Genomic DNA, 13,373 nt, shown 5'->3' with positions numbered 1-13,373 from the left:
CGCGAAGCCTCCTGGCTCCGTGCGGACAATGTGTTTTCAGACGCTGATCGAGGAAGGCGGCGCGCGGCTGCGCGCACCCGGGAATACAGCCTGCCGGGCATGCCCCTGGCGCGTGGTTGCAAGAAGGTGAGTGGAGGGGACTGCTACGCCGGCACTGAGCGGGCTGAGGGTTTGCGGCAGTGCGGGGCAGTTGAACAGCAGGCTGCAGTAGCCGCACTTTTCCCACATCACATGCAGTTGGCCATCGCCGCCATGGCCATCATGGCTGTGGTGCGAGTCCACGCTCTGCGCGTGCTCGGGGGCCATCGACATGCCCGTCGGCATGTTCATGCCGGCGTGGTGGTCCATCGGCATCGACTGGGAAACCAGCGGGCCGATGAAGATCATCCACATGGCGAACAGGCTCAGCCAGCCGCCCCCAACGCGCCTGCGTTCAGGGCGGGGGGTACGGCTGATGCTGTTGCGCGGCAGGCTCATGGCGAGTGCCTGTCAGCTAATGTTCAGTGCGCGTGTTCGTGAGCCTGGGGCTGGCCCGAGGGCGCCTCTTTCTGCACGGCGACTTCGACCGTGACATCACCGGCCTTCTCGAAGTGCAGGGTCAACGGGAAACGCTTGCCGTCGCTGAGCAGGCTGCGGTCCTTGGGCTGCATCAGCATCACGTGGTAGGCGCTGGGGGCGAAGGTCACATCCTTGCCGGCGGGTACTACCACGCTGGGCACCTGTTGCATCTTCATGGTGCCGCTGGCCGTCATGGCATGCTCGTGCAACTGGGCGTCATCGCTGATGGGGCTGTCGACACTCAGCAGGCGGTCATCGGCCTGGCCATTGTTGTGCACGACGAAATACGCGGCGACGTTGGGCGCGTTGGGGGGCAGTTGCAGCGACCAGGGGTGCGCGATGTGCAGGTTGCCCACGGTGTATTCGTGGGCAGTGGCGAAGGCGCTGGGCAGCAGCAGGGCGGCCACGACGAGGGCTTGCTTGAGCATGGTGAGTCTCCGATCTGTTCAGGTTCAGGCGGACAGCGTGAGCAACTCAGACCAGAGGGGAGGCACGGGGGTTGAGCGCGGGCCATAGCTGGCGCGGCGTGGGTTGGTAGTCGGCAAGCAGCGGCAGGTGCCCGGCGTGCAGTGTCGGCGGGTTGTGCAGCTGCGGCGGGTAGCCGGGCAAGGCCAGCAGCGGTGCGGCACCCGAGCAGCACCAGCAGTTCATCATGCTGGCGCTGTCGTCGCTTTGCGGGCCGAGGTCGATCTTGGCCAGGGCCTGGACGTCGACCTTGGCCTTGTTGGCCATGCTGGAACAGAAAGCCCCCCACAGCAACTGCTCGGCCGGGCCCTTGGGCGCGGCAGAAGACAGCGGCATGGCCAGCAGGTTGAACAGCACTGCTAGGCAGGCTATCCAGGCAATGTGCCGACGTGGGGGCATGGAGAGATCCGGTCAGGAATCGTGGTGGGTATTGTAAGGCGCAGTATAGGTAAAAAAGGCGGGGTGCGGTGAAGTGACGCAGGTGGGGAGGGGCTGGGGCCGCTTTGCGGCCCCTTCGCGGGGCAAGCTTGGCCCGCTAACTCAGGGCTTGTTGCGGCCCATCAGGCCGCGCACGGTCTCTTGCAGGTCTGCCGGCAACACCACGACTTTGGCATTGCTGCTGCTGGCCAGGTTCTCCATCGCGCCGATGTAGCGCTCGCCCAGCAGGTACATGGCCGGCACGGTCTCGTTGCCCACGGCCTCCTTGACCAGCGAAATCGCCCGTGCCGACGCCTCGGCCAGGTTGATCTGCGCCTCGGCGTCCAGCTTGGCGGATTGCAGGCGTGCTTCAGCTTCGAGGATCGCAGCCTGCTTGGCACCCTCGGCACGGGTGACGTCGGCTTTACGTTCACGCTCGGCAGCGGCCTGGCGTTCCATGGCCAGTTGCATGTTCTCGGACGGCTTGATGTCCTGGATCTCGACCGAGCGCACGGTCACGCCCCAGTCTTCGGTCTGCTCGGACATCGCCTCGCGCAGGCGGGCCTTGATCTGCTCACGGCTGGACAAGGCTTCGTCCAGGTCCATGGCACCGACGATGGCGCGCAGCGAGGTCATGGTCAGGCTGGTGACGGCGAAGGAGAAGTTCTGTACGCCGTACGAGGCCTTCTGCGGGTCGACTACCTTGGCGAAGCACAAGGCGTTGGCGACGATCACCGCGTTGTCCTTGGTGATGATTTCCTGCTCTTGCACATCGAGGATGATGTCTTTGGTGGGCAGGCGGTAGGCGACCACGTCCACGTACGGAATGACGATGTTCAGGCCGGGTTTGAGGGTGTTGTTGTAGCGGCCAAGGCGCTCGACGATCCACTCCTCGCCTTGGGGCACGATACGCACCCCCTTGAACACGGTGATCAGGACGAACAGGGCGAGGGCGCCCACGACGATAAGGCTGGTCATGATACGAACTTCCTTTCAGTACGGATTCAGGCCCGGATGACGCGGGCGGTATTGCCTTCGATGGCGGTGAGGCGCACACGCTCGCCGGACGGGATTTCAGTGTCGGCGACGCAGGTCCATTCTTCGTTGCCGAGGATCGGCTTCTGGAAACGCACGCGGCCTTTCTGGAACTCGGAAACGCTGGCGGTCAGCAGGCCGACTTCACCGATCACGCTATCGGCCGTCCATCGCACATCCGGTTTTTTGCGCCGGAACAACTTGAACCACAGGGCGGTGGTGGCTGAAGACAGCAGCACCCACAGCAGCATCTGCATATCCAGTTGCAGGCTGGGTGCGGCGAGCGAGATGAGCGAAACCAGCACGGCACCGATGCCGAACCAGAGAATGAAGAACGTAGGCAGGACCAGTTCGAGCAGGATCAGCGCGATACCGAACACCAGCCAGATCCACCATTGCATTTCCATATGAATGAAGCCTTCCGGGGGAGGGGGGAAGAGTTTAGGGCAGAGAATGGGCGGAAGGCTATTCAGACAAGTTGGCGTTGGGTGTAGGGAGAGGCTGATTTGGCATGGAGGCGGTTGGGGGGGAGAAGTGCTTGCCGTAGGTTTTTTGGCGCCTTGAAGATCGAGCGCCGCCCGCGCGGCGCTCGATCTCGAAGGCGCTACAAAACCCACGCCATGCGCCTCGTCCCTACCCGCGGCCCAAGTCCGCCATCAACGCTTCACACGCCCCATACTCCCGATCCACCCCAGGCAGCGCCGGCCGCTCCAGAATCAACACCGGCACCCCCAGCTCCCGGGCCACTTCAAGCTTGGGCTCGGTCGCCAGGCTGCCGCTGTTCTTGCTGATCAGCACATCAATCTGCCGCCGCGCGAACAACGCACGCTCGTCTTCAATACGAAACGGCCCACGTGCGCCAATCACTTCGCAGCGGTCGTTACCCGGGCAGGCTTCCAGGGCCCGCAATGTCCAGAACTGTTCTGGCGGTATCTCTGCCAGATGCTGCAACGGCTCGCGCCCCAGCGTGAACAGCGGCCGCCGGAAGGGCGCGAGTGCGTCGATCAGCCCCGCCCAGTCTTGTACCTCGCGCCAGTCGTCACCCGGCTGCGCCTGCCAGGCAGGCCGGCGCAACGCCCAGCACGGAACACCTGCAGCGCGTGAGGCAACAGCGGCGTTGTGGCTGATTTGCGCGGCATAGGGGTGGGTGGCATCGATCAGCAGGGTGATACCCGCCTCACGCAGGTAGCGGGCAAGGCCTTCGGCACCGCCAAAGCCGCCAACCCGCACCTGGCATTGCAGGCCCTGCGGCACGCGGCCGATGCCTGCCAGGCTGTAGACATGCTGCGGGCCAAGCTGGCGGGCGATGGCCAGGGCCTCGGTCACGCCGCCCAGCAGCAGGATGCGCGCGCTCATTGCACGCCCGCCTGGCCGACGATACCGCCTTGGCGGTCGATGGCGAACACCTCGACCTGGACCTGCGCGGGCACCACGCTGCGGGCGAATGCCAGCGCATGCGCGCAGACGGCGTCGCCCAGGGCAATGCCGGCGGCATGGGCCAGTGCCAGGGCTTGCTGGCTGGTGTTGGCGGCGATGATCGCGGCCTGAAGGTTTGCATCGGCGCCGACAGCCGCCGCCCAGCCGGCCAGTTGCGGCAGGTCGATGCTCGAATGGCGGCTGTGCAGGTCCATGTGCCCGGCGGCCAGCTTGCTGATCTTGCCGAAGCCACCGCACAGGCTCAGGCGCGGTACCGGCACCTTGCGCAAGTGCTTGAGTACGGCACCGACGAAGTCGCCCATTTCGATCAGGGCGATTTCCGGCAGGCCGTAGACCCGGCGCATGGTGTCTTCGCTGGCGTTGCCGGTACAGGCGGCAATGTGCGTGTAGCCGTTGGTGTGGGCCACGTCGATACCCTGATGGATCGAGGCGATGTAGGCCGCGCAGGAAAACGGCCGGACGATGCCGCTGGTGCCCAGGATCGACAGCCCGCCGAGGATGCCAAGGCGCGGGTTCATGGTTTTGAGCGCCAGCAATTCACCGCCCTGCACGTTGACCGTCACTTCGAAGCCGCCGTGATAGGCACACGCCTCGGCCAGGCGTTGCAGGTGTTCGCCAATCATGCGCCGGGGCACCGGGTTGATCGCCGGCTCGCCCACCGCCAGTACCAGCCCCGGGCGCGTCACGGTCCCCACACCATGGCCGGCGACAAAGCGGATGCCGGGCTCGGCCAGCAAGCGGACCTGGCTGTAGAGCAGGGCGCCATGGGTCACGTCCGGGTCGTCGCCGGCGTCCTTGAGGGTACCGGCTTCAGCGCACTGGCCTGCGCGACGGCAGAACTCCAGGCGCATCTGCACCACCTTGCCCTTGGGCAGGGTGATGCTCACTGCGTCGTCACAGACGCCTGTCAGCAGCAGGCGCGCCGCTGCGAGGCTGGTGGCGGTGGCACAGCTGCCGGTGGTCAGGCCGCTGCGCAGCGGCGCGGGTTGTTCGTGGGTTTCTTCACGCATCGAAGGGTTTCACCACGTCCAGCAAGGTGATCGGCAAGGCCTGGCGCCAGGTGTCGAACGCCCCTAGCGGCTGCACGTGGGCAACATGGATACGGGTCAGCTCGCCACCGTGCTGCTCGCGAAAATGCGCCAGGGCCAATTCGCTTTGCAGGGTGACCGCGTTGGCCACCAGCCGCCCACCCGGGCGCAGACCCTCCCAGCACAGCTCCAGCACGCCTTCACGGGTTACCCCGCCACCGATGAAGATCGCGTCGGGCTGCTCAAGGCCTGCCAATGCCGCCGGCGCCTTGCCGCGTACCAGTTGCAGGCCGGGTACGCCCAGTGCATCGCGGTTGTGTTCGATAAACCCCTGGCGCCCTTCGTCGGCCTCGATGGCCAACGCACGGCAGGCAGGGTGGGCACGCATCCACTCGATGCCGATCGAGCCACAGCCTGCGCCCACGTCCCACAGCAGCTCGCCGGGCTGCGGGGCGAGGCGGGCCAGGGTGATGGCGCGGACATCGCGCTTGGTCAGTTGGCCGTCATGCTGGAAGGCCGTGTCTGGCAGCCCGGCAACCCGTGGCAAGCGTGGTGCATCGGGCGCGGCGAGGCACTCGATGGCCACCAGGTTCAGCGCTGCAACCTGGGTGTGAGGCCAGTCCTGGGCGCTGCCGGCCAGTTCGCGTTCATCGGCGCCGCCAAGGTGTTCGAACACGCGCAGGCGACTTGGCCCGAAACCACGCGCGCACAGCTGGGCGGCAATCGCGGCAGGGCTGTCGCCGTCGTTGCTCAGCACCAGCAGGCGGGCACCGCTGTGCAGCTGGGCATTGAGCGCCGCCAGCGGCCGGGCGACCACCGATACCACCTGCACCTCCTGCAGCGGCCAGCCCAGGCGGGCGGCAGCCAGGGCGCAAGAGGACGGCATCGGCAGCACGCGCATCTCACTGGCGGGCACCTGGCGTGCCAGGCTGGCGCCGACGCCGAAGAACATCGGGTCGCCGCTGGCCAACACGCAGACAGGGGCACCGCGCGCTGCGAGTACCGGCGCCAGGGCGAACGGGGTGGGCCAGCTCAGCCGCTCGCCGACCACGCAGCGCGGCAGCAAGGCCAGTTGGCGGGGGCTGCCGAAGATCCGCGAAGCGCCCAGCAGGGCGCGCCGGGCCTGCTTGCCCAGGCCGTTGAAGCCGTCTTCGCCGATGCCTACTACTGTCAGCCAGGGTGCCATGTGTTTCAATCCGCCATTTCTGGGGCGCGAAGCGGCCCCGGGTAAACGATAAGCTCGACCACCGGCTTTTCATGCCGCCGGACAAAGCAGGCATAATACCGCGCCTTCTACACTCAAGCGCACTTCACAGATTGCCGGACACCCCTTTGAAGCAGGCCCAAGCCCCCGATGTTTCACCTCGCCCCTCGGCCTGCCCGGGGTTGTGGCGCATCGTCAATGCGCGTGATGGTGGGATTTGCCGGGTCAAGCTGCCCGGTGGCCTGCTGCTGGCCGATCAGGCCGATGCCGTGGCCGAGGCCGCCGAACGCTTCGCCGGCGGCGTGATCGAGGCGACCAACCGCGCCAACCTGCAGGTCCGCGGTATCGGCAGCGACCACAATGGCCTGGTCGCCAGGTTGCTGGCCGCCGGCCTGGGCCCGCGCGATGCCGCCGGTGACGATGTGCGCAACCTGATGCTCAGCCCGCTGGCCGGGCATGACCCGGCCATGTTGCTGGATGCCCGACCATTGGCGGGGCAGATCCTCGCCATGCTCGAAAGCACACCGCGCTTTCATCAATTGTCGGCCAAGTTCGCCGTGCAGCTGGACGCCGGCGAAGGCCTGGCCATGCTCGAACACCCCCATGACCTATGGCTTTCGGCTCTGCACCTTGAGCAGCGCACGTGGCTGGCGTTTGGCCTGGCGGGCTGCCCGGCCGACGGCCAGGTGCTCGGTGCCGTGCCGCTGGAGCAGGGCCTGGCCCTGGTGCGTGCGGTGCTGGCGCGTTTCCTTGATCTGGCGTCTGCGGACCAATCGCGTATGCGCCAATTGCTGGAAGGCTGTTCGGCCGCGTTTTTCGTCGAAGGGCTCGGCCTGGACATTCGTCGCGATGCTGCCGTGCTGCAATGGCGCCGTGCACGAAACCACCCCGTATGGCTGGGGGTACTGCCACAAAACCACGGCCTTGCGCTGGGCGTCGCCCCGCCCCAGGGCCGGTTGACGCCGGAGATGCTGCGCGGTGCCGCGCACATCGCCCGCCACCTGGGTGACGGCAGCCTGCGCCTGAGCCCCTGGCAAAGCCTGGTGCTGACCAATCTCGATCTGGCCCACATCGAGCAGGCCCAGGCGCAGTTGTCCGCCTTGGGCCTGCTTTGCCACCGCCATGAGCCGCTGGCGCGCATCACCGCGTGCACCGGCAGCAGTGGGTGCGCCAAGGCCCACGGCGAGACCAAGGCCGATGCCGTTGCCCTGGCCGCGCTGCTCGGCCCAGGCGTTCCCGGCAGCGTGCACCTGTCCGGTTGCCCCCGATCCTGCGCCGTGGCCCATGTTGCCCCGGCCACTTTGCTGGCCCGTTCACCGGGCCGTTACGACTTGTATGTGCGCGATGCGCGCCTGCCGGGCTTCGGTGCCCTGCGCGCCATCGACCTCACCTTGAACGAAGCAGGCGCCATGCTCGACCTGCCGACGGAGCACCTTGATGATTGACTACATCCGCGATGGTCAGGAGATCTATCGCAATTCCTTCCGGATCATCCGCGAGGAAGCCCGACTCGAGCGGATACCCGCAGACCTCGAAAAGCTCGCCGTGCGCGTGATCCATGCCTGCGGCATGGTCGAGGCCATCGACGGCTTGCAGTTCTCCGAAGGGGCAGGCCGCGCCGGGCGCGAGGCCCTGGCCAAGGGCGCGCCGATTCTGTGCGATGCGCACATGGTTGCTGAAGGCATTACCCGCGCGCGCCTGCCGGCGAACAACCCGGTGATCTGCACCCTGCGTGACCCGAGCGTGCCTGGCCTGGCCAAAGACGCCGGCAATACCCGTTCTGCCGTGGCCCTGGAGCTGTGGCGCCCACACCTGGAAGGCAGTGTGGTGGTGATCGGCAATGCCCCGACCGCACTGTTCTACCTGCTGGAAATGCTCGACGCCGGTGCGCCCAAGCCTGCGCTGATTCTCGGCTTCCCGGTCGGTTTCGTGGGTGCGGCCGAATCCAAGGCCATGCTGGCCGCCGACAGCCGCGGCGTGCCGTTCGTGATCATGCAAGGCCGCCTGGGCGGCAGCGCGATGGCCGCTGCCGCGGTCAACGCCCTGGCCACGGAGGTGGAATGATGACCCCACGTGGACGTCTGCTCGGCCTGGGCGTAGGCCCCGGCGACCCTGAACTGATCACCGTCAAGGCCCTGCGCCTGCTGCGCGAGGCGCCGGTTGTCGGCTACTTCGTGGCCAAGGGCAAGCGCGGCAACGCGTTCGGCATCATCGAGGCGCACCTGCAGGCCGAGCAGACACTGCTGCCGCTGGTCTACCCGGTCACCACCGAAGCGCTGCCGGCGCCGCTGTCCTATGAACAGGTGATCAGCGATTTCTACGATGAAGCCAGTGTGCAGGTTGCCGAGCACCTGGATGCCGGCCGCGACGTGGCGGTGATCTGCGAGGGCGACCCGTTCTTCTACGGCTCCTACATGTACCTGCATGACCGCCTGGCGCAGCGCTATGAGGCCGAAGTGATCCCTGGCGTCTGCTCGATGCTGGGGGGGGCGTCGGTGCTGGGCGCGCCGCTGGTCTACCGCAACCAGAGCCTTTCGGTGCTGTCGGGCGTGCTGCCGGCCGAGGAACTGAAGCGGCGCCTGGCCGATGCCGATGCTGCCGTGATCATGAAGCTTGGCCGCAACTTCCCCAAGGTGCGTGAGGTGTTGGCCGAGCTGGGCCTGGACAGCCGTGCGCTGTATGTCGAACGGGCAACCATGGCCAATCAGAAGATCGTGCCGCTGGCGGAGGTCGACCCGCTGTCGTCGCCGTACTTCTCGCTGATTATCGTACCGGGTGAAAAATGGCAGGGATGAGCATGCACAAGGCACCGGCAATCGTCGTGCTTGGCCCTGGCAGCCTGGCCACGGCGCAGCGCATTCAGCTGTGTTATCCACAGGCCTCGATCCATGGCCTGAGTGGCCGGGTCGAGGGCGCCGATCAGCTTTACGCATCGTTTGGCGACACCCTGCGCACGTTGTATCAGCAGGACACCCCGATCATCGCCCTGTGCGCCGCAGGCATCGTTATCCGCAGCCTGGCCAGCCTGCTCAGTGAAAAAGGCGTCGAGCCGCCGGTGCTGGCAGTGGCCGAGGATGGCAGTGCGGTAGTGCCGCTGCTCGGTGGCCTGGGTGGCGTGAATGTGATGGCGCGTGAGATCGGCGAAGCGCTGGGCGTGGCCGCAGCCATCACCACCAGTGGCGAGCTGCGCTTTGGCACCTGCCTGCTGAACCCGCCACAGGGCTATGCCCTGGCGGACATCGAGCAAGGCAAGCGCTTTGTCTCTGACCTGCTGGCCGGTGAGGCGGTGCGCGTCGAAGGCGATGCACCTTGGCTTGAGCAGGCGCAGCTGCCCGCGAGCGAGAGCGCCCGGCGCATCATCCATGTCGGCCATCAGGCACGCCCGAGCAGCCGTGATGAGCTGTTGATCCACCCGCGTTCGGTCGTGGTGGGCGTCGATACCGCTGACCTGCAAGGCATCCGCGCCGCGCTGCAGGCGGCGGGTATCGCCGAGCAATCGCTGGCCTGCCTGTTAGCTGGCGAGCACGCCATGGCCGATGCCGCCCTGCACGAGGCTGCACAGGCCCTTGGCGTGGCGCTGCGTTTTGCAGCCAAGCCTGGCGACCTGCGTGACATGCTGGCCCAGGCGCTACCCGGCGCCGAGTTGATCGAGCAGGCGGGTACCGTCATCGCCGTGGCCCCGGCGCCGGTGGATGCCGCGCAGGTCGGCCGCCGCCGTGGTCGGCTGGCGGTGATCGGCCTTGGCCCAGGCGCTGCCGAGCTGATGGTGCCGGCGGTCAAGGCCGAGCTGGCCCGCGCCGAGGACATCCTCGGCTACGAAACCTACGTGCGCATGGCCGGGCCGTTCCGCGCCGATCAGGTGCAGCATTGCACCGACAACCGCGAAGAGATGCAGCGCGCTCGGCATGCCTTCGAACTGGCCGCCCAAGGGCGTTCGGTGGTGGTGGTGTCGTCGGGTGACCCGGGCGTGTTCGCCATGGCCGCAGCGGTGCTCGAAGCGTTGCACGAATCCAGTGACCCGGCCTGGCATCGGGTCGATCTCGAGATCCTGCCGGGGGTTTCGGCCTCGCTGGCCACTGCCGCTCAGGCGGGGGCACCGCTGGGGCACGACTTCTGCGTGATGTCGCTGTCGGACAACCTCAAGCCGTGGTCGATCATTGAAAAACGTCTGGACCTGGCCGCCCAGGCGGACCTGGTGCTGGCCTTCTACAACCCGATTTCCAAATCCCGACCGCATCAGCTTGGGGTGGCACTGGAGGTTGTGCGTCGGCACCGCGATGGGAGCACGCCTGTAGTCCTTGGCCGTGATATCGGTAGGCCGGGGCAGACGCTGAAGGTAGTCACTTTGGCCGAGCTGCTGCCTGAAATGGTCGACATGCGCACCATGGTCCTGCTCGGGTCGTCCACGACCTGCCAATTTCCGAGGGCCGATGGCGAACAGTGGGTGTACACCCCGCGCTGGTACCCGGCCCCGGGTTGAGGCACCGAGGGAACCTGTTCATGCCTGTTACCCGGCCCTTTGCAGCATAGGGTGAAGGCCCCTCGACGATACCCGTCGGGGCCTTCAAGGACCCTGCAAATGACCGATGAAAACACTATCAATGGCGATAGCATCGCCGTTGTCGAGCAATCGCTGCTCGCGCTCAGCGCAGGCATGTCGGTGCAAAGCCGGCGCGATGCCAAGACAACGTTCCAGTTTGCCTCTCGTGTAGCGTCCAAGCTGCATGATCGCGATGGCGAATCCGAAGCCTGGTTCAACAAGTTCGTGCAGGTGATGCACACCTTGGGTTGGGCGGTGGGTAAACGCTCCTACGAGCGCGACTATGACCAAAGCCGATCGCTGACGTTGGGGCCGATTGCTTTCAAAGTCGCCAGCACCGCAGGCCAGGCCTTGCTCGGCGGCCCCATGGGCGCGGCCATGGCCAAGCTGGCGGGCAAGGCCCTTTCGGCACTGGGCAACATCGAGGAAGCCCAGCAGATCTACAAGCAAAACCTCAAAGGCCACCCTGTCTCGACCACGGGGCTGGCGGCCTGCATCGAAACGCCTGAAGGCGAACTGTTCATGCTGGTGAATGCCTTCAGTGCCTCGCCGAGTGAAAACGACCTGAATACCACCGTGTTCGAATGGAAGAGTTCGAGCAAGGAGCGCTATTGCGGTTCGGTTGTGCTCAGTCTCAACTATGTGGTCTACACCGACGAGGTGCGGGCAACGACCGAGCAGAAGCTGATCGACAAGGCGGTCAAGGCTGTCAGCGAATTTGAAATCTGACAGCGGAGCGGGGCTTTCAGGCCCCGTTTTTCTTCTCATGTGATTGAACATCGAGGTATTGCGATGAGTAAGGATGCCTATTCCTTATGGCTCGTTGGCGGCACGGCTTTGTTGGTCGCAGAAGTGGCATTGCCGTCTCGGCAATATGCACTGGACTCGTTGCTGTTTGCACAGTTGCGTTCGGACAAACTGAATGGCTCACGCTTTGCCGATTATGCACGCTGGTACAGCGGTTACCGTGAAGCGTTGGAAGCGCGTGGGTGGGTCATCCCAGGCAGTCGCAGTGATTATCAGCCCTTGCAGGGCAGCGTCCCGCTGACTCAGCGTCTTACCGATGAATTGCAGGCCCGTCATCCGGGGCTCTCGCCCTATTTGCAGGCAGCCATCGCCAGGCTGTCTCAGAATGAGGTGCAGCAGTACCTGCGGCCTTTCACCCTGGACGAGCACGGTCAGGCAACCCATGTGGTCTACGAGCTGGGGGTGATGCTGCCAGGCCCTTCCCTGGATCTGTGTGGGTTGGCCTTGACCACTGCCACGCCTGCCACCCAGATCCTCCCTGGCGCGGTACTGGCGTCGTCACCCACCGATAAGGTCGATCTGCGCACTACCCTCGCAACCTTGGGCGAGCAACTGACCGAAGTTGACCGTGAAAGCCTGCACGCGCTGCTTGAGCGCAAGCAGTACGCAGAACGAATCAGGAACTTGGGCGTGCTGAACCCGGAGGGCAGCCATGCAAACCTATGAAGCCGCAGTGGTCGGTGCCAGCCTGGTCTCTTTCATCCCCGGTATCAGCTTAGGACAGCGCAAGGCCGTCAAGCTCGCCACACTGTGGGCTGAGACTGTGACGTTGCAGGATATGGCCAAAGAGACTACCCAGGAACAGTATCAGTATTACCGCAAGAAGTTGATGTACCTGGGGTGGGACGCGAAGTCGGCTGAAGAAGTGCATTGGCCGGACCCTGAGCGGCCGAAAATCGTTGATCAGGCGCTGAGCAAGATCGACGCCATCGCCGGGGTTCGGCATTCCAGCCATATGGCACTGGCGCTTGAGGCACTGAAGAAGAACAGCAAGCCGTTGCTGCATTTTGAAGCGCGCAGTATGGCTAGGGCGCAGTTTCAGCTTCTGTCCTGCGCGCCGGTGAGTGGTAGCTACGTGGACATCGTGGTGTATCACGAGGCCGGCAAAACCGCAGCGTTCACGGCAGGATTTGTGTTTCATGAGCGCCGCGACATGCACGTGAACGCAGAGCTGGTGCGGTTCAATACACGTCTGTTCGACCAGGAACGCCGCAGTGCGGTTGAGCGTGCGTTGGTGAGCATCGCGCTGAAGGAAATCCATGAAATGGAGGTCTAGAGCACCAGGTAACCCTTGATCCCGGTAAAGATGATCTGCGCCGCCAGGGCACAGACGAACAGCCCCATCAGGCGGCTGACGATCTGCAGGCCCTGGTCGCCGAGCAGCCGCTCGATGCCGTGCGACAGGTACAGCACCAGGCCCACGGTAAAGCTGGCCAGCGCGATACTGACGATGGCCAGCAGCTTGTCGTCCCAGTGCGGCTGGCCCACGCCCATCACCAGCAGCGCACCGATGGTGCCGGGGCCGACGGTCAGCGGGATGGTCAGCGGCACGATGGTCACATCCTGCTGCACGTTGTCGGCTTGCACGGCGGGTTTGCCCTGGGCCATGCCCAGTGCAGAGATGAACAGCACACTGCCGGCACCGATGCGGAAGGCGTCGGCGGTGATGCCGAAAATACCGAAGATCGCCCGCCCGAACAGGTACAGCAGTATGCTGGCGACCAGTGCGGCGAAGGCCACCTTCCAGGCCAGTTGCTTGCGTTCCTTGCTGGAGTGGCCGCGGGTCAGGCTGATGAAGCAGGACAGCACGAAGAACGGGCTGTAGAGCACGAGCATCTTCAGGTAGACGCTGAACAACTCATGGAGCATGGGCGTTGATCCT

The 13,373-nt window shown here is 65.3% G+C and carries 16 protein-coding genes; 7 read left to right on the top strand and 9 right to left on the bottom strand.

Annotated features, from left to right (window positions below; genetic code table 11):
* Window positions 1–36: 36 nt before the first annotated feature.
* From PC358_RS18640 to PC358_RS18605, 8 genes are all read right to left on the bottom strand, one after another.
* Window positions 37–477, bottom strand: a complete 441-nt coding sequence (locus PC358_RS18640) for a DUF2946 domain-containing protein (protein ID WP_033701755.1) — start codon at window positions 475–477, stop codon at window positions 37–39.
* Window positions 478–500: 23 nt separating this feature from the next.
* Window positions 501–986 (bottom strand): copper chaperone PCu(A)C, encoded by a 486-nt coding sequence (locus tag PC358_RS18635; RefSeq protein WP_033701754.1) that lies wholly within the window; start codon window positions 984–986, stop codon window positions 501–503.
* Window positions 987–1,032: 46 nt separating this feature from the next.
* Window positions 1,033–1,422 (bottom strand): DUF2946 domain-containing protein, encoded by a 390-nt coding sequence (locus PC358_RS18630; protein ID WP_033701753.1) that lies wholly within the window; start codon window positions 1,420–1,422, stop codon window positions 1,033–1,035.
* A gap of 141 nt (window positions 1,423–1,563) precedes the next feature.
* Window positions 1,564–2,418, bottom strand: coding sequence for an SPFH domain-containing protein (locus tag PC358_RS18625; protein WP_033701752.1), 855 nt, complete (start codon window positions 2,416–2,418; stop codon window positions 1,564–1,566).
* Between the two features lie 26 nt (window positions 2,419–2,444).
* Complete coding sequence (locus PC358_RS18620) at window positions 2,445–2,882, bottom strand: NfeD family protein (RefSeq protein ID WP_033701751.1); 438 nt, start codon at window positions 2,880–2,882, stop codon at window positions 2,445–2,447.
* Between the two features lie 226 nt (window positions 2,883–3,108).
* The gene (locus PC358_RS18615) at window positions 3,109–3,831 is read right to left on the bottom strand and encodes a cobalt-precorrin-6A reductase (protein WP_033701750.1); all 723 of its coding nucleotides are present in this window, start codon (window positions 3,829–3,831) and stop codon (window positions 3,109–3,111) included.
* On the bottom strand, window positions 3,828–4,922 hold the full coding sequence (locus PC358_RS18610; protein WP_033701749.1) for a cobalt-precorrin-5B (C(1))-methyltransferase: 1,095 nt from the start codon (window positions 4,920–4,922) through the stop codon (window positions 3,828–3,830). Before PC358_RS18610 ends, PC358_RS18615 begins: the two co-directional genes overlap by 4 nt.
* Window positions 4,915–6,126, bottom strand: coding sequence for a bifunctional cobalt-precorrin-7 (C(5))-methyltransferase/cobalt-precorrin-6B (C(15))-methyltransferase (locus PC358_RS18605; RefSeq protein ID WP_033701748.1), 1,212 nt, complete (start codon window positions 6,124–6,126; stop codon window positions 4,915–4,917). The genes PC358_RS18610 and PC358_RS18605 overlap by 8 nt, the downstream gene beginning before the upstream one ends.
* A 131-nt stretch (window positions 6,127–6,257) precedes the next feature.
* Between PC358_RS18605 and cobG the strand changes: the two genes are divergently transcribed.
* The 7 genes from cobG (at window position 6,258) to PC358_RS18570 (ending at window position 12,767) form a co-directional block, all read left to right on the top strand.
* Window positions 6,258–7,589: a precorrin-3B synthase gene (gene cobG, locus PC358_RS18600; protein WP_033701747.1), complete on the top strand. Its 1,332-nt coding sequence runs from the start codon at window positions 6,258–6,260 to the stop codon at window positions 7,587–7,589.
* On the top strand, window positions 7,582–8,208 hold the full coding sequence (locus PC358_RS18595) for a precorrin-8X methylmutase (protein WP_033701746.1): 627 nt from the start codon (window positions 7,582–7,584) through the stop codon (window positions 8,206–8,208). Before cobG ends, PC358_RS18595 begins: the two co-directional genes overlap by 8 nt.
* Entirely contained in the window at window positions 8,205–8,939 is a 735-nt protein-coding gene (locus tag PC358_RS18590) for a precorrin-2 C(20)-methyltransferase (RefSeq protein WP_033701745.1), read from the top strand. Before PC358_RS18595 ends, PC358_RS18590 begins: the two co-directional genes overlap by 4 nt.
* A complete protein-coding gene (gene cobJ / locus PC358_RS18585; RefSeq protein WP_077068672.1) occupies window positions 8,927–10,624 on the top strand; it encodes a precorrin-3B C(17)-methyltransferase in 1,698 nt (565 codons plus the stop codon). Before PC358_RS18590 ends, cobJ begins: the two co-directional genes overlap by 13 nt.
* A gap of 99 nt (window positions 10,625–10,723) precedes the next feature.
* The gene (locus PC358_RS18580; protein ID WP_033701743.1) at window positions 10,724–11,413 is read left to right on the top strand and encodes a hypothetical protein; all 690 of its coding nucleotides are present in this window, start codon (window positions 10,724–10,726) and stop codon (window positions 11,411–11,413) included.
* A gap of 63 nt (window positions 11,414–11,476) precedes the next feature.
* Complete coding sequence (locus tag PC358_RS18575; protein WP_033701742.1) at window positions 11,477–12,157, top strand: hypothetical protein; 681 nt, start codon at window positions 11,477–11,479, stop codon at window positions 12,155–12,157.
* A complete protein-coding gene (locus PC358_RS18570) occupies window positions 12,144–12,767 on the top strand; it encodes a hypothetical protein (RefSeq protein ID WP_033701741.1) in 624 nt (207 codons plus the stop codon). Before PC358_RS18575 ends, PC358_RS18570 begins: the two co-directional genes overlap by 14 nt.
* Here PC358_RS18570 and PC358_RS18565 read toward each other — a convergent pair.
* Window positions 12,764–13,360, bottom strand: a complete 597-nt coding sequence (locus tag PC358_RS18565; protein WP_033701739.1) for a MarC family protein — start codon at window positions 13,358–13,360, stop codon at window positions 12,764–12,766. The genes PC358_RS18570 and PC358_RS18565 overlap by 4 nt on opposite strands.
* Window positions 13,361–13,373: the final 13 nt, after the last annotated feature.

The organism is Pseudomonas capeferrum (assembly GCF_000731675.1).
Taxonomy (GTDB): Bacteria; Pseudomonadota; Gammaproteobacteria; order Pseudomonadales; family Pseudomonadaceae; genus Aquipseudomonas; species Aquipseudomonas capeferrum.
Note: the sequence above shows the minus strand (reverse complement) of the source record. Positions and strands in the feature narration are given on the sequence as shown.

What these genes read in the sequence shown, in the direction of transcription:
- PC358_RS18640 (WP_033701755.1), bottom strand. Translation starts at nt 477, where the DNA reads ATGAGCCTGCCGCGCAACAGCATCAGCCGTACCCCCCGCCCTGAACGC.
- PC358_RS18635 (WP_033701754.1), bottom strand. Translation starts at nt 986, where the DNA reads ATGCTCAAGCAAGCCCTCGTCGTGGCCGCCCTGCTGCTGCCCAGCGCC.
- PC358_RS18630 (WP_033701753.1), bottom strand. Translation starts at nt 1,422, where the DNA reads ATGCCCCCACGTCGGCACATTGCCTGGATAGCCTGCCTAGCAGTGCTG.
- PC358_RS18625 (WP_033701752.1), bottom strand. Translation starts at nt 2,418, where the DNA reads ATGACCAGCCTTATCGTCGTGGGCGCCCTCGCCCTGTTCGTCCTGATC.
- PC358_RS18620 (WP_033701751.1), bottom strand. Translation starts at nt 2,882, where the DNA reads ATGGAAATGCAATGGTGGATCTGGCTGGTGTTCGGTATCGCGCTGATC.
- PC358_RS18615 (WP_033701750.1), bottom strand. Translation starts at nt 3,831, where the DNA reads ATGAGCGCGCGCATCCTGCTGCTGGGCGGCGTGACCGAGGCCCTGGCC.
- PC358_RS18610 (WP_033701749.1), bottom strand. Translation starts at nt 4,922, where the DNA reads ATGCGTGAAGAAACCCACGAACAACCCGCGCCGCTGCGCAGCGGCCTG.
- PC358_RS18605 (WP_033701748.1), bottom strand. Translation starts at nt 6,126, where the DNA reads ATGGCACCCTGGCTGACAGTAGTAGGCATCGGCGAAGACGGCTTCAAC.
- PC358_RS18595 (WP_033701746.1), top strand. Translation starts at nt 7,582, where the DNA reads ATGATTGACTACATCCGCGATGGTCAGGAGATCTATCGCAATTCCTTC.
- PC358_RS18590 (WP_033701745.1), top strand. Translation starts at nt 8,205, where the DNA reads ATGATGACCCCACGTGGACGTCTGCTCGGCCTGGGCGTAGGCCCCGGC.
- cobJ (WP_077068672.1), top strand. Translation starts at nt 8,927, where the DNA reads ATGGCAGGGATGAGCATGCACAAGGCACCGGCAATCGTCGTGCTTGGC.
- PC358_RS18580 (WP_033701743.1), top strand. Translation starts at nt 10,724, where the DNA reads ATGACCGATGAAAACACTATCAATGGCGATAGCATCGCCGTTGTCGAG.
- PC358_RS18575 (WP_033701742.1), top strand. Translation starts at nt 11,477, where the DNA reads ATGAGTAAGGATGCCTATTCCTTATGGCTCGTTGGCGGCACGGCTTTG.
- PC358_RS18570 (WP_033701741.1), top strand. Translation starts at nt 12,144, where the DNA reads ATGCAAACCTATGAAGCCGCAGTGGTCGGTGCCAGCCTGGTCTCTTTC.
- PC358_RS18565 (WP_033701739.1), bottom strand. Translation starts at nt 13,360, where the DNA reads ATGCTCCATGAGTTGTTCAGCGTCTACCTGAAGATGCTCGTGCTCTAC.